This is a genomic window from Blautia sp. St.27G3 (assembly GCF_059728505.1).
The window spans coordinates 776219-790948 of record NZ_BAAGFO010000001.1 but is presented as its reverse complement, the minus strand read 5'-3'; the positions used below and the strand labels follow the sequence as shown (position 1 = coordinate 790948).

General features: G+C 44.5%; 12 protein-coding genes and 3 pseudogenes. 11 read left to right on the top strand and 4 right to left on the bottom strand.

Annotated features, from left to right (window positions below; genetic code table 11):
* Positions 1-12 precede the first annotated feature (12 nt).
* Positions 13-2394: an endonuclease MutS2 gene (locus AC6I2O_RS03665; RefSeq protein WP_497741834.1), complete on the bottom strand. Its 2382-nt coding sequence runs from the start codon at positions 2392-2394 to the stop codon at positions 13-15.
* A 224-nt stretch (positions 2395-2618) separates the two neighbouring features.
* Here AC6I2O_RS03665 and AC6I2O_RS03660 point away from each other — a divergent pair, with 224 nt between their 5' ends.
* The 6 genes from AC6I2O_RS03660 (at position 2619) to AC6I2O_RS03635 (ending at position 8826) form a co-directional block, all read left to right on the top strand.
* A complete protein-coding gene (locus AC6I2O_RS03660) occupies positions 2619-2846 on the top strand; it encodes an acyl carrier protein (protein WP_120392653.1) in 228 nt (75 codons plus the stop codon).
* Between the two features lies 1 nt (position 2847).
* Positions 2848-4437 carry an MBOAT family O-acyltransferase gene (locus AC6I2O_RS03655; protein WP_497741833.1) on the top strand — a complete coding sequence of 530 codons (1590 nt, stop codon included), beginning with the start codon at positions 2848-2850 and terminating at the stop codon, positions 4435-4437.
* A 17-nt stretch (positions 4438-4454) separates the two neighbouring features.
* The gene (locus AC6I2O_RS03650) at positions 4455-5960 is read left to right on the top strand and encodes an LB_356 family protein (protein ID WP_497741832.1); all 1506 of its coding nucleotides are present in this window, start codon (positions 4455-4457) and stop codon (positions 5958-5960) included.
* A 107-nt stretch (positions 5961-6067) separates the two neighbouring features.
* Positions 6068-7015, top strand: coding sequence for a 3'-5' exoribonuclease YhaM family protein (locus AC6I2O_RS03645; protein WP_120392656.1), 948 nt, complete (start codon positions 6068-6070; stop codon positions 7013-7015).
* A gap of 118 nt (positions 7016-7133) precedes the next feature.
* The gene (gene rlmD / locus AC6I2O_RS03640; protein WP_120392657.1) at positions 7134-8495 is read left to right on the top strand and encodes a 23S rRNA (uracil(1939)-C(5))-methyltransferase RlmD; all 1362 of its coding nucleotides are present in this window, start codon (positions 7134-7136) and stop codon (positions 8493-8495) included.
* A gap of 175 nt (positions 8496-8670) precedes the next feature.
* A complete protein-coding gene (locus AC6I2O_RS03635; RefSeq protein ID WP_497741831.1) occupies positions 8671-8826 on the top strand; it encodes a hypothetical protein in 156 nt (51 codons plus the stop codon).
* Between the two features lie 53 nt (positions 8827-8879).
* Here AC6I2O_RS03635 and AC6I2O_RS03630 read toward each other — a convergent pair whose 3' ends face one another.
* Positions 8880-9068, bottom strand: coding sequence for a hypothetical protein (locus tag AC6I2O_RS03630; protein ID WP_497741830.1), 189 nt, complete (start codon positions 9066-9068; stop codon positions 8880-8882).
* 486 nt (positions 9069-9554) lie between these two features.
* Here AC6I2O_RS03630 and AC6I2O_RS03625 point away from each other — a divergent pair, with 486 nt between their 5' ends.
* The 4 genes and pseudogenes from AC6I2O_RS03625 (at position 9555) to AC6I2O_RS03610 (ending at position 12261) form a co-directional block, all read left to right on the top strand.
* Positions 9555-9989: a GNAT family N-acetyltransferase gene (locus AC6I2O_RS03625; protein ID WP_120392659.1), complete on the top strand. Its 435-nt coding sequence runs from the start codon at positions 9555-9557 to the stop codon at positions 9987-9989.
* A gap of 98 nt (positions 9990-10087) precedes the next feature.
* Positions 10088-10645: pseudogene (locus AC6I2O_RS03620) on the top strand (DUF3795 domain-containing protein).
* Positions 10646-10812: 167 nt separating this feature from the next.
* Positions 10813-11265, top strand: coding sequence for a DUF6483 family protein (locus AC6I2O_RS03615; protein ID WP_120392660.1), 453 nt, complete (start codon positions 10813-10815; stop codon positions 11263-11265).
* 312 nt (positions 11266-11577) lie between these two features.
* On the top strand, positions 11578-12261 hold the full coding sequence (locus AC6I2O_RS03610; protein ID WP_120392661.1) for a DUF2461 domain-containing protein: 684 nt from the start codon (positions 11578-11580) through the stop codon (positions 12259-12261).
* A gap of 57 nt (positions 12262-12318) precedes the next feature.
* Here AC6I2O_RS03610 and AC6I2O_RS03605 read toward each other — a convergent pair whose 3' ends face one another.
* Positions 12319-12750 (bottom strand): histidine kinase dimerization/phospho-acceptor domain-containing protein, encoded by a 432-nt coding sequence (locus AC6I2O_RS03605; protein WP_497741829.1) that lies wholly within the window; start codon positions 12748-12750, stop codon positions 12319-12321.
* A gap of 222 nt (positions 12751-12972) precedes the next feature.
* Positions 12973-13239, bottom strand: a pseudogene (locus tag AC6I2O_RS03600) (response regulator transcription factor); the annotation flags it as partial.
* Positions 13240-13872: 633 nt separating this feature from the next.
* Here AC6I2O_RS03600 and AC6I2O_RS03595 point away from each other — a divergent pair.
* Positions 13873-14679: pseudogene (locus AC6I2O_RS03595) on the top strand (D-alanyl-D-alanine carboxypeptidase family protein); the annotation flags it as partial.
* Positions 14680-14730: the final 51 nt, after the last annotated feature.

The following is a 14730-nucleotide window of genomic DNA, read 5'->3' as shown; positions in this document are numbered from 1 at the left end:
TAAACGCTCCTTTTATTTAAATTCCACAATCGTAACTCCCGCGTCGCCCTCGCCGTATTCGCCCAGGCGGAAGGAAGCGACGTTTTTCTGCTTGCGCAGATGCTGATGTACGGCCTTGCGCAGAATACCGCTGCCCTTTCCGTGCACGACACGTACCGGAGAGAGGTGTGCGAGGTAAGCATCGTCAAGGTATTTATCAAGTTCGACAATAGCCTCATCCGAATTCAGACCGATCAGGTTGATTTCCGCGCTGATGGAGTAGGATTTTGCCATTTTGACCTTTCCGGTGCTTGCATGGGCCGCTTTTTTGGCTTTGAAAGCTGGTTCGTCCTCAAGCTTTTCAAGATCTTTGATATTGATCTGAGAGCGAAGGATTCCCATTTGAACAAAAAGGTTCCCTTTTGCGTCAGGGAGTGTACTGACGGTACCTTTGAGGTTCATGCTGAGGACGCGCACGCTGTCGCCGATGCGCAGGTCCTTTGCCGTGAGCTCTTTTCCATGTTTTTTCGCTGCTTTTATCCCGAGCTCTTTTTCGATGCCGGACATTTTTTCGCGCAGCCGCGTACGTTCCTGCTCCATCTTTTTGGAAGCGTCGGATTCTTTTCCGAGTTTGTTATATTTGCGGATGGTGTCGTCCGCATATTCCTTTGCTTCGCGCAGGATGCTCTGTGCTTCTTCCCGGGCTTTTTGCAAAATGGCGTCACGGTTTGATTCCAGTCGGTCTTCCTTACGCTCAAGCCGTTTTTTCAGCTCTTCGATTTCCTGTTTGTAGCGGTTGATTTCCTGCTGTTCCTGCTCAATGGTGGCGCGGCTTGTCTCAAGATTTGCGATGACGTCCTCAAAATCCTCCGCATCCTGCGTCAGATGTTCTTTTGCCTCTTCAATGACGTAATCCGGAAGCCCGAGCTTTTCGGAGATCGCAAAGGCGTTGCTCTTTCCAGGAATACCGATCAGGAGGCGGTAGGTGGGACGTAAGGTTTCCACGCTGAATTCACAGCAACCGTTTTCCACGCCGGGAGTTGACAGCGCGTACACCTTTAATTCACTGTAATGTGTTGTGGCGATCGTGCGGGTGCCGCGGCGGTGCAGGTTGGACAGGATGGAGATCGCAAGAGCGGCTCCTTCCGTCGGGTCTGTTCCGGCGCCGAGCTCATCAAACAGTACAAGGGAGCGGTCGTCAGCCTGTTCCCAGAAGGATACAATATTTGTCATGTGGGACGAAAAGGTACTGAGGCTCTGTTCAATACTCTGTTCGTCTCCGATGTCTGCGTACACTTCATGGAAAACGGCGAGCTCACTGTGGTCGAAGGCAGGGATGTGAAGCCCAGCCTGTCCGAGCAGTGTGAAAAGACCGACTGTTTTGAGGGAAACAGTCTTACCGCCAGTATTCGGTCCGGAGATGACAAGCAATGTGAAGGTATCTCCAAGATGAATGTCAACCGGCACGACAGATTTCGGGTCCAGCAGCGGATGACGGCCTTTTTTGATGCGAATCCGTCCTTCTTCGTTAAAATCGGGCTCTGTTCCGTTGTAAGAGAGGGAGAGCTGTGCGCGGGCAAAGATGAAGTCAAGCTCTGTAAGCAGCAGTACGTTGTAATTCAGAGGCTCACTCTGTGCGGCAACTAGGCTGCTCAAAGTTGCGAGTACGATTTCAATTTCTTTTTCTTCTTTGATCTCGAGTTCCCGCAGGTCGTTGTTCAGCTTTACGACAGCCATCGGCTCAACAAAGAGCGTAGAACCGGAGGAGGATTGATCGTGGATCATACCGGGAATCTGCCCGCGGTATTCTGCCTTAACCGGAATACAGAAGCGGCCGTTTCGCTGAGTGATCACAGCGTCTTGCAGATAAGTGCGGGACGGGCCGTTTACGAGGCCGGCCAGCTGTGTGCGGATTTTTTCGTTTGCCAGACGGATGGCGCGGCGTACCTGACGCAGGCCAGGGCTGGCGTCGTCGCTGATCTCTTCTTCAGAGATGATGCAGCGCCGGATTTCTGCGGCAAGCGGTGTGAGTGGCTGTAGATCTGTGAACATCTGCTCCAGGGAGTCCTGCGGCATCTCTTCGCGGTTTTCACTGCGGGACCAGGATTTTACCCGAGCAGTCACCTCAAGCAGCTTGCATACGCGAAGCAGTTCTTCGATGTTCAAAGAACTGCCGATTTCCAGGCGCTTCAGTGAACTGCGGATATCGCTTAGTCCGGAAAATGAGATGTTTCCTTTGCGGCAGATCCGGCTTACAGCATCCGAAGTTTCCTTTTGCATCCGGCGGATTTCCGAAAGGTCGTCTGACGGGACTAGCTGCTGGCAAAGGGATTTGCCCGGCTGAGAGCCTGCGTACTGCGTTAGCCGTTCTATGATTTTATGGTATTCGAGTACCTTTAGTGCTTTTTCGTTCATGAACCATACCCCATTACTTTCTGTTGAATTTCCTGTCTTTTATTTTACCTTATTCTTCCCGGTTTGAAAACTGAAACTTTCTATATTCTGGCGTTACAATTTCTCCCTATATAAAGTAACAATTGTAGTTGCATAACTTTTGAAAATGTAATATAATCAAACCGTCTATCTAATTAAAATGTAAGACAAATGTAACATTTTATTAATAAAAAACGGAGGGTATTATGAACGAATTAATTGAAGCCTTAAAAAGAGTAAACGCGAGTATTGATTATGAAAATGAAAAGCATCTGGTGACAGACAAGCTGATTGATTCGATTGATATGTCCGCAGTTCTGGCGGAGCTGGAGGACACGTTTGATATAGAGATTGATATGGAATATATTGTTCCGGAAAACTTTGACAGTGTAGAAGCAATGTGGGATATGATACAGGAGCTGACAGGAGAATAAGATGACGTTCATACAGGTAAAATTTCTGATTTTCCTGATTGCTGTCTTTTTTACGTTTTATATATGTCCGGTCAAACATAGATGGATCGTACTGCTCTGCTCGAGCATAGTTTTTTACGCGATAGCAGGTATCCGGTACCTTCCATTTATTTTTGTGACTTCGTTTACGGTTTACCTGGCAGGCCGGAAAATGGGACGTATCTATGACGAGCAGGAGGAGGCGGCGAAAGCGGACAGGCTTTCCCGAAAAGAAAAAAAGGAGCTCAAAGATCAGGCAAAGGCCCGATGCCGCAGTACCATGATCTGGGTTCTGGTGCTGAACCTTGCCATTTTGATCCTGTGTAAATATCTGAAGTTTTTTGTGGAACCGATCAATGCGCTGTGGCAGCACGCGGGCGGGAGCGGTGAGTTCACGGCAGCTTCGATTATTGTGCCGCTTGGAATCTCCTACTATACGTTTTCCGCGCTCGGTTATCTGCTGGATATTTATTGGAGAAGAATATCGTGGGAGAAGAGCTATCCGCGTTTTTTATTGTATCTGATTTATTTTCCGCATATTCTGCAGGGACCGATTGAGCGGTACGGCCGCCTCGGCCAGAGGCTGAAAGAGGAGCTGCGCTTTGATTATCAGAGAGTGACCTTCGGCATACAGCTGATTGTGTGGGGATTCATGAAAAAGCTGATTCTCGCAGACCGGCTCGATGTTTTTATTTCCGGAGTTTATAAGAATTATGAACGTGCAGAAGGGCTGATCTTTGTGGTTGCAGCTTTGTTGGACGTGGTGTACATATATGCGGATTTCTCTGGGTGCATGGATATGGCGCGCGGAATCTCACAGATTTTTGGCGTGGAGCTTGACCTGAATTTTGATCATCCGTTCTCTTCAAAGGACATTGCGGAATTCTGGAGAAGATGGCACATTACGCTGGGCGAGTGGTTTAAGGACTATGTGTATTATCCAGTGTCCACCTCGAAGCTGGTCAAGAAGATCAGCAAAAAGACGAGGAACAACTGGCCGCCGCGGCTTTCGCGTCTGGCGATGAATGCTCTGCCGGTCACGGTTACGTGGATTCTGACCGGATTATGGCATGGAACCGGGAAAACGTACCTGGCATGGGGCGTTTATTATACCGTTCTGCTGCTGATCTCGTCCACATTCGGGGAAGATCTGCATCAGCTTGCAGTAAAATGCAAAATTCGGACAGAGACGATGTCCTGGTCACTGTTTCAGATGGCGAGAACTACGCTTATTTTTGCAGGCGGCCGGCTTTTGACACGGCCCGGCGGGCTGCGAAAAACGTTGCACATCGGAAAGAGCATTCTGACCGATTTCAATCCTTGGGTACTGACGGACGGTACACTGTACAGCTTCGGGCTGGAACAGGATGCGATGCTGCTTTCGGCTGTGTTTATTGCTGTTTTCGGTGTAGTGGGCTGGTATCAGAAAAAGGCTTCCATTCGTGAGACGATTGCCGCGCAGAATCTGGTATTTCGCTGGAGTATTTATCTGGCGGGCGTGCTCGCCGTGATGATTTTTGGTATCTATGGACCAGGATACAGCGCCGCTTCATTTGTTTATATGGCGTATTAATTGCACAGGGGATGTTTATGACTAGAAAACAGATTGGTAAGGTGGCAGGTTTTTTGCTGGTGCTGCTGGCAAGCGTGATCTGTCTGACGTATATTTTTATCAATAAATGGACGTCTGTCTGCTATGAAAGTTCGGTGCCGACAGAATTTTATAAGCTGGATAAAAACAGCATAGAGGTCGCTTTTTTTGGCAGCAGTCAGGTGGCGCAGGGAATTTCCGGGATGGAACTTTACGAGGACTATGGAATTTCCGCCTATACGCTGGGCACTGCGAGACAGCCAATGCTTGCAACGTATGCCTGGCTGAAGGAATGTTATAAAACGCAGAAGATCAAACTTGCGGTGATTGATACAGCCGCGCTTTATTACAAGACAGTTCCGGAGACAAGATACCGGCAGGCATTTGACAATATGAAGCTGTCGTGGAACAAGATTCAGGCGCTTCTTGCGCACAGGAGCCATGGGGCCAAGGAGCCGTTTTTCAGCTATATTTTCCGTATTTCGAAATACCATTCCAGATGGAATGATCTCGATGAGGAAGATTTTACGTTTTATCTGGATGACCATATGGTATTTCGGGGCAATGCGCTGTATTCGGATAAAGTGACGCTTGATATCAATGCGCTTGCATACGATAACGATAAGCCGTCCGCTACAGCTGCCATGAACAGCTTTGAGGTGGAATATATGGAGAAGTTTATTGATTTCTGTGAGGAAAACGGAATAGAGCTTCTTCTGATCAAAACGCCGCGTACGGACTGGAACATTACGCAGCATGAGCAGGTGGCGGAATTTGCGGCGCAGCATGAGCTGCCGTTCCTGGATCTGTGCTCCATGGATGCACTTGAGGCCATGGGAATTGATTCGGTGAATGATTTTATGGACAAAAAGCATCTGAATATTTCCGGTGCGGAAAAAATGTCCAGGTACATCGGCGCATACCTGAAGGAAAATTATGAGTTGACGGATTTCAGGGACGTGGAAGGTTTTAATGAATTAAATTATGACAGGTACTGTGAACGAAAAGAAGACAGTAAGCTTCAGATGGCTGTGGATGTCATGGAGTATCTTCCATATCTGAAAAATGAACGCTATGATGTTCTGCTTCAGACAACGGCTGATGTGACAGGGCTGTTTTCACCGGAGATGCTGGAGGTATTTTCCGATCTTGGTTTGCAGGGGCAGATCAACGGGCTTTACGGATATACGTATATCGCTCAGGTAAACAGTGGGGTCTGTGTTTATGAAAGCACATCGGAAAAGAAGATGAAGCATAAGGGATATTTGTCGGATGGTACGGAATATAAGCTCGACAGCTCTTACAAAGAGGAGGATGCTCCTGAACTTGAATTCCATTTTCAGGATGTGGATTTCGCAAATCGGGGGATGAATATCCTGGTTTACGATCATCAAAACGGGATTGTGGTAGACCGGAGTACACTTGCCTACAGTGAGGCGACTGGCGGTCTGATGCTCATCAAAGAAAATCCGCGGCGTATGCTGGTGGAATTGGCTGGAAAGTGATAGAATAAAAATATCTGGGAAGAGCAGACAGTTTGACCGGCAAATGCACAAGGCGGTTGCGGTTTCACTGATTTTGCGGTGAAATGAGAGAGGAATAGGAGACAGAGATGAAATATATAGGGACATTTCGCGAGGGCGACAAAATAAATGAGATTTATCTGTGTAAATATAAGCAGTCGGCTACCGCGAAAAACGGAAAGATGTATGAAAACGTAATCCTGCAGGATAAAACAGGTACGATTGATGCAAAGATATGGGATCCGAATTCCTCAGGGATTGAAGACTTTGAAGTGATGGATTATGTATTTATCACCGGGGATGTCAACTGCTTTCAGGGAACGCTTCAGATGAATATCAAACGGGCGCGCAGAGCGCAGGATTCAGAGTATGTGGCGGCAGATTACCTTCCTGTCAGCGAAAAGAATATTGACGCAATGTTCGAAGAGCTGATGGACTGCATGAAGCAGGTGGAGAACCCGTACCTGCAGAAATTGATTCAGATGTATTTTGTGGAGAATGCCTCCTTTGTGGATGCTTTTAAGAAGCATTCGGCTGCGAAGACAGTACATCACAGCTTTGTGGGCGGCTTGCTGGAGCATACGCTTGGCGTTGTGAAGCTGTGTGAATGTTATGTGAAACAGTATCCTTATCTGAACAGAGACCTGCTTTTTACGGCAGCTCTGTTTCATGATATCGGAAAACTCAAGGAAATTTCGAATTTTCCGGAGAATGACTATACGGATGACGGGCAGCTTCTGGGGCACATTGTGATGGGGTGCGAGCTGGTTGGTTTTGGCTGCCGCCATATTAAAAATTTCCCGAAAAAACTGATGAGCGAACTTCAGCACTGCATCCTGGCACATCACGGCGAACTGGAATTCGGTTCTCCGAAGAAACCGGCTCTGGCGGAAGCAATGGCGCTTAATTATGCGGACAATACGGATGCCAAGCTTGAGACCATGCGGGAGATACTCAAAGGCGCGGGAGAGAATAAAGAATGGCTGGGGTATAACAAGCTTTTTGAGTCGAATCTGAGGAAGAGTACAGAATTTTAAGGATTGCGGGAACATATTTGAGGAAAAGGACGCCCCTGGTACCAGGGGCTGATTTTTGCAAGATGATTCACATAGTGGTTTTTGTAATATAGTAGTTTGGTAAATGAAGGGGCGGAAGATGAGAAAAGATGATTTGGTAGTTGTGTCGGTTGAGGATATGAGCAGTGAAGGTATGGGAGTCGGGCATGTGGATGGCCTGGCTCTTTTTGTAAAGGATACTGTGATCGGGGACGTCGCTGAGGTCAAGATCATGAAGATGAAGAAGAATTATGGGTATGCGAGGTTGGTTCGTCTGATCACGCCGAGTGCGGATCGCATCGAGCCGCCGTGTCCGGTGGCTCGTCAGTGCGGCGGCTGTCAGATTCAGGCGATGAGTTATGAGGCTCAGCTTCGCTTTAAAGAGAAAAAGGTACGGGAAAATTTGCAGCGGATCGGAAAATTTGAGAATCCGCCCATGGAGCCGATTATTGGAATGAAGGAGCCGTATCGCTATCGCAATAAGGCGCAGTTCCCAATCGGAAAGGATAAATCAGGGAAGCTGATTGCGGGTTTTTATGCGGGGCGGACGCATGCAATTATTGGATGCCGTGATTGCCTGCTGGGACATGAAATCAATCAGAAAATTTTGGATATTGTTTTACATCATATGGAAACATACAGGATTCCGGCCTATGATGAGACAACAGGTACCGGACTGGTGCGCCATGTGATGACGCGCGTGGGGCAGCAGACCGGACAGACCATGGTCTGCGTTGTAATCAATGGCAGAACGCTTCCGGGCGGGGAGGCTCTGGCAGAGGAGCTTATGCAGCTTCCAGGTATGTCGAGCATTACCTTAAGCAGCAATCTGGAAAAAACGAACGTTATCATGGGCAAGACACTTTCCCTACTTGCAGGCAAGGAGTATATCGAGGACTATATCGGCGACGTCCGTTTCCGGATTTCCCCTCTTTCTTTTTATCAGGTAAACCCGGTACAGACAGAAAAGCTGTACGGCAAGGCGCTTGAGTATGCTGCTCTGACCGGTGAGGAGACCGTATGGGACCTCTACTGCGGTATTGGAACGATTTCCTTGTTCCTGGCCCGCAGGGCAAAGCATGTTTATGGTGTGGAGATTGTGCCCGAGGCAATCCGGGATGCCCGCAGCAACGCAGAGCTGAACCATATTACAAATGCAGACTTTTATGTGGGGAAAGCAGAAGAGGTTCTGCCGGAGAAATTTGAGAAGGAGCATATTTTTGCAGACGTAATAGTGATCGACCCGCCCCGCAAAGGATGCGAACAAAGCGTGCTCGATACCATGATACAGATGGCTCCGAAGCGCATTGTGTACGTAAGCTGTGATTCTGCGACTTTGGCAAGAGATTTGAAGTATTTGTGCGAGAAGGGGTATGAATTGAAGAAGGTTTGTGCGGTAGATATGTTTGGGAACAGTGTGCATGTGGAGACGGTTGTAATGCTTACGAGAAAAGCCCAGTGATCAAAGGCTTCTGTTGATTTTGGAGGGAAAATGTGTATATGCTTGGATAGGAGAGCAAAGAGAGTTCTGTTTCCGATTACATGAGTATCTTGGTAACTGTACTGGTAGACTTAATTGGTAGCGCTACTTACAAAGATCGATGTACATTTCACGAATAAAGGTGTTCAGATTTCTCATGATGGCTGTATTGATGGATACGTTTATCTCTGCTCTGACAGAAAACTATAATCTAGCCTATATGCTGGCAAATCCTGCGATAGAGGCTGTTTGCTATGAAACAATCGAAGGAATGCCAGATGAAATTCCGATAGAACTATATGCCGCATTTTGAGACAGGGGTATTCGGAAGATGATAAAATCTGGACAAGCCCGACCATTTACCACCTACATTTGTAGAAAAGGCTGCCGAAGCAGCCCGAATATATTAAACCTAATAATGGTCTCGTCTATCGTCTCTGCGATCATTGCGTCTGTCTTCTCTGCGGTCTTCTCTGCGATCATTGCGTCTGTCTTCTCTGCGGTCTTCTCTGCGATCGTCGCGTCTGTCTTCTCTGCGGTTATCTCTGCGATCATCACGGCGATCACGGTCACAGCGGCATGGCGGACAGGGAGGACAAGGACGCATGCGGCGATTGTCAAAATTGTCAGGCATGGTAGAACTCCTTTTTTGTTTAAAATATGCGTGAGAAGACAGTGTGGTTCATGAGATGGAAAACGGAAAAGAGAAATTATACGCAAGAGGTCTATGAAAAGATATACGCTAGATGAATAAGCCATACCGGAAGAACAACGAAAGCTATAATGCTGTTTTGATTAGTCAAGGAAAAAATCAAAAAGAACGCTTGGAATGACTCTGGCAGTTGGCAATACAATAGATGCAGACATTGGAAAATGTGAGTTGCAATAATTTGCCCCAAATAGTAATATCTCATTGCGAAAAATAGGAGGTGTATGTGAGCACCTATTCAAAAAACGATAGGGCAGAATGAAGCTTGGTTCATTTACAGATAATGGGTAAGTAAATTCCAGTCTGTTGCAAATATTGAAAGGGGACGAAACATGATAAGGTATGTTGAAAAAGAAGATATCAATCAGATACTTTCTATGATGGAATCTGTAAAAGATGATTTTGCCGGATATAAAGAAACAGAATTTTTAGAAGCACTTTATAAAGCGATTGACCAAAAAGAGGCATTCTTATATGAGGAAAAAGGAATCGTGGCAGGCATGATTTCTTTTTCTTACTATGAAAAGGAGCTTACCTTTTTGGCTGTGATGCCGGAGTTTCGGAAACAGGGCATAGGAAAACAACTGATTAGGCAGGTTACAGAATGTTTTGAAAATGGCGATATGATTCATGTCATTACGTTCCGGGAAGGAGATCCGAAAGGGATTGCCGCCCGTCATTGTTATCATTCCTGTGGATTTGTGGATGATGATGAGTTAGAGGTGTTTGATTATCCATGCCAAAAATTGGTTTTGAAAGTAAAGTAGACAAAGATTTTCAGAATGAAATTAAGATAAGTGTGGTTTTAATTATTGTGTAGGCTTTTGGCCTATCAGATTAAAATTCGGGATTTGAGGTATAGCGTATGAAAGGCTTCCAAAGGGATAATCAGCTATTTTCACTTTGTGGTTTGAATTGTGGATTATGTCCTATGCACTTAAATAAATACTGTCCCGGCTGCGGTGGTGGAGAGGGAAACCAATCTTGCAAAATTGCAAAGTGTAGTTTAGGGCATGATGGTGTGGAGTATTGTTTCCAGTGCAGTGAGTATCCTTGTGAAAAGTACACGCATATGGATGATTTTGATTCATTTATTACACACCGTAACTGAAAAGCTGATTTGAAAAAAGCAAAAGAGATAGGGATAGAAGCATACAACGCAGAGCAAGTAGAAAAGACTGAAATATTGAATCTTCTGTTAAATAATTATAACGATGGCAGAAAAAAGACTCTTTTTTGTATGGCTGTAAATCTTTTGGAATTGCAGGAAATAAATGAGATATTTATGCAAATAGAAGGTAACTCGGAACTGAAAAGATTCACACTTAAAGAAAAAAGTTCTTATGTTGCCGGGCAGTTTCAAAACGTAGCAAAGCGAAAAAATATCGAACTAAAGCTCCGCAAGAAAAAAATAATCTCATAGGTGGGAAAATTTTGTGAAAAATAGCTTTCACCTGTGGTTTAGCTTTACAGTAAGATTTTAAGTGGTTTACTTACCCAAAGAAAGCATGCTAATAGTTGCAGTGCAGATATGGAATTTTGGAAAGCATGTCTATTTTGAAATATAAAAATTGTTTAGGAGAGAAACAGATGGATTTTAATGATGAGAAAGATTATATTATGCGAATAATCAAGGAAATGGTTCGGGTCCTTTTTTCTTTAATGCTTGGAAAGCAGTATAAGTCGGTAGAATTACCAGAAGCAAAGAAGTATGAGGTTTCTGGAAAAGTATTGGAAGAATTTGAAAAAATGGTTGATCAAGGTTTGGTAAACGAGGCTGAAAATATATTGCTGGAAAACATGGATTATACGAAAAAGGAAGAAATTCTTGCCGCAATACTGTTTTATCAATATGTCGGTGAGAAAGATAATGATTTCTTAACTTTGCATAACTATTCCAAAGAAGAAGTGTTGGATGGACTGAAAGCATTGGCAGAAAAATCGGGGTATGGAGAGGTGGCTGATGTAGTAAATGTTTTAATGATAGAAGCAGAAAAAAGCCGCCGTTTGCCATTCTGTCATTCACCGCTCCGTGGCTTATAGCCTGTTACCATCGTGGAACGTATTAGAAGAAATCATAAATTTCCTAAAAAATAAATGTTTTCTGTCACACAGATACGGTAACGTTGTCTAATTAAGCAGGAGGTAAAAATTATATATAAAAAATGAATGAAGAATTACAGGCTTTCGTAGGAAAAGCCACAGCAGGTGATAAAAAACTTGAAACCTTTATCACAGAATTTTTGTTTTGTAAGCCATACCAATCTCCTGCACACACAGAAAATCTGGTACAGGAATTGTTAGATTTAACATAGTTTTCTAGTGATCGAGAATTTTTAAAGGAGAAGACAGATTATGAATACACAGTTTATTATAGATTACTTAATGGCATTGAACATGAATAACAACCGTGAATGGTATCATGCAAACAAGGAAGATTACAAAAAGGCAAATGCCGAGTTTGAAGGATTCTTACAGGCTTTGATGTTGGAAATCGGAAAGTTTGACAGCAGTATTTTACACAACAATCCGAAAGACCTTACCTTTAAGCTCGTAAGGGATACTCGCTTCAGCCATGACAAATCACCCTATAATCCTGCATTCCGTGCCCATATTTCTTCTCAGGGTAAACTGCCTGTTCCTGTCGGATATTATCTTATGATAAAGCCTGGCAATCAGTCCTTTTTGGGGGGCGGTTTATTTGCAGATATGTTTAAGGATGCAACTACTATGATTCGGGACTATATTGCGCGAAATGGCGAAGAATGGGAAAAGATCATCCATGAGCCAGAGTTTGTAAAATATTTTACCGTACAGGGAACGGCATTAAAGAAGGTTCCTGCGGGATATGAGAAAGAACATCCGCAAGCGGAATACCTAAAATTTAAGAGTTGGTATCTGGAATATCCCATAAAAGATGAAGAATTAAAAGATGCAGAAGCTTTTCTTGCAAAGGGTGCAGAGCTTTTCCGGATTATGAAACCGTTTAACGACTATCTGAACAAAGCGCTTGTGGGTTTTCAAATGCCGACAAGGTAATGAAATATTCAAAAGGGGGTGAATAACAAACTTACACAAGAAGAAAGAGGGGAAATGCTATTTTGATATACAGCTTTTTATCACAATAATCCGCTTACGGCTGGATGTTTTTTTCCTGTATGACAGCATAGAAAGACAGTAGACTTTCTTCCAACGCTCCGGTTTTAGATCATGGATCGATGTAACCACGCTATATCGGAATAGCTCTTCCGTCAGATTTTTCAAAACTTCTGTTCTGTTTTGGATTTGAGAAAGATAACCGCTGATTGCCGTAAGCGGAGTCCGTAGGTCGTGAGAAATGTTGGTGATTGCTTCTTTCAGTTCCAGATCGCCTTGTTGATAGCGATGGCGTTCCTTGCGAAGTAGGCGAAGCTGAATATTGATCTTTGCGGCCAGTTTTCTCAGATGAGGGTCTCTGGAAGAAATATTAATGAGTGTGTTAGTGTCGGAGGAAAGACGTTCCTGGAACTTGGTATAAATTTCGTCCATGCTTTTTTGTGTAGAAAGCATTTTTGCGATTGGCCCAAATACCACAAATAGCAGAACACAATGGAAGAAAAATAAGGTGTTCCACCCCTTCTTCGCAAAGAATTACTCCTTGTCCTCCAGGTGTCAGACAAATAACCAATTCCATCAGCAGTTTTATGATTGCATACTCTGTTCTGGCCAGCTTTACTGCATGTCCTTGAACGGACAGAGCAAGTGATATTCCAGGAGAAGATCCACTTTATCTTGTACATCTATCTTTGCACTGAGCACAATAACAGGACTATTTTCTATATGGGGAAGGACTTCTTCGCCGCTAAGCCCCGGAAGCATTAAGTCCAACAGAATCAAATCTGGTTTGTTTTGTGACACAAGATATGATGCTTCGGTTCCTGAATAGGCGCGAAGGACAGCATATCCTTCTTGTGTTAAGACTTCCGTCAGCATATCTCCAATATAAATATCATCCTCTAGGATTGCGATTGTTTTCATTGTGGTTTTTCTTTCTATAACAATGGTTGCCTGAGGTTTCAGTCTAATTCTACTGATGCCATAGCATTGAAACGCACCTTAGCCCTGGGTCATCCAACAGGAACGAACAGTATCTCCTGATTCATCGTTATTAAATCTACCCTGTGTAAATTTACAATTTTCTAAGTCTATATTTCCCCAATTTGCCGTTTTTTAAGCGTTTCTCTACAAGGAGACGACACAGAGGTAAAAAAGTTGCCAGAAATTAGGATTTTCTTAGGAATTAAACAAGTTGATATTAAGGTTTGAGACGTTTTTGTCTGATACAATAAGTAACGGACGGAGGTATGCTTATATTGTAATCGGTTGGAAAAGAAGGGAGTTATTATTATGGATGAGAGAGACAGAAGAAAAGAAAGGCGCAATAGAGAAAAAAGGATTTTTATCGCATCTCTGTGCGTACTACTTTGTTTCGTTACAGTGGCAGCCATTGCGGGGATTTATCTTTCACGGAAACTGGTGAGCGATACGACAGCGGATACTATGACAGAGAAAACAGAAAGCAGTACCAGTTTTTCTGTGACGGAGAAAATGGAAAGGGAAACAGCTTTTTCCGAAACGGACAGTGAAAAGAAGGAAACAGAATCTGAAACTGAGCAGGCGAATTCCATTTCAGCAGATATAACGGCAACGAATGCCATTGTGGTGGAGGCTGATTCTGATCTTGTGTTGTATCAGAAAGACAGTAGAAATCAGATTGCACCGGCAAGTACTGCCAAAATGATTACAGCCCTGACGGCGCTTGATGTTTGCCCGGAAGAGGAGGAGATAACCGTAGGTGCAGAAATTGCGATGATGAACGGGGATTCATCGAGGGCGTGGCTTAATCAGGGGGATATTTTAACTGTAAGACAGCTTCTGATCGCGCTCATGCTTCCATCAGGCAATGATGCTGCTTATGCGCTTGCGGTTCATACCGGAAGAAAAATTTCCGGTGACAACAGCTTGGCAGATGAGCAGGCTGTGGGTGTGTTTATGGATGCAGTAAATAAAAAAGCTAGAGATCTTGGCGCCAAAAATTCAAATTTTGTAGCACCGGACGGGTATGATGCCGAGGGGCAGTATACGACGGCTTCAGATCTTGCTGTGCTTGCAAAAGCATGTCTGGAGAATCCCTGCATTGCGGAAATTGTAGCAAGCTATATATCCTATGAAAAATGGGTGAATGACCGGGAGGTCACTTACTATAATACGAATGAACTTCTTAATCCGGACAGCTCCTATTATTATCCGGAGGCGATCGGCATCAAGACAGGAACTAGTGATCTTGCCGGAGCCAGCCTTGTTTCTGCAGCAGTCATAAACGGGAAGACTTATATCAGCGTGGTCATGGGCGCTGCAACAGAAGATTCCAGATTTCAGGATAGTATTACGATTTATGATGCGATTAAGAGTCTGTAGGGAAAGTTACTATTGAAAAAAGGGTTGCCATATGATACCATAATGAAGCTT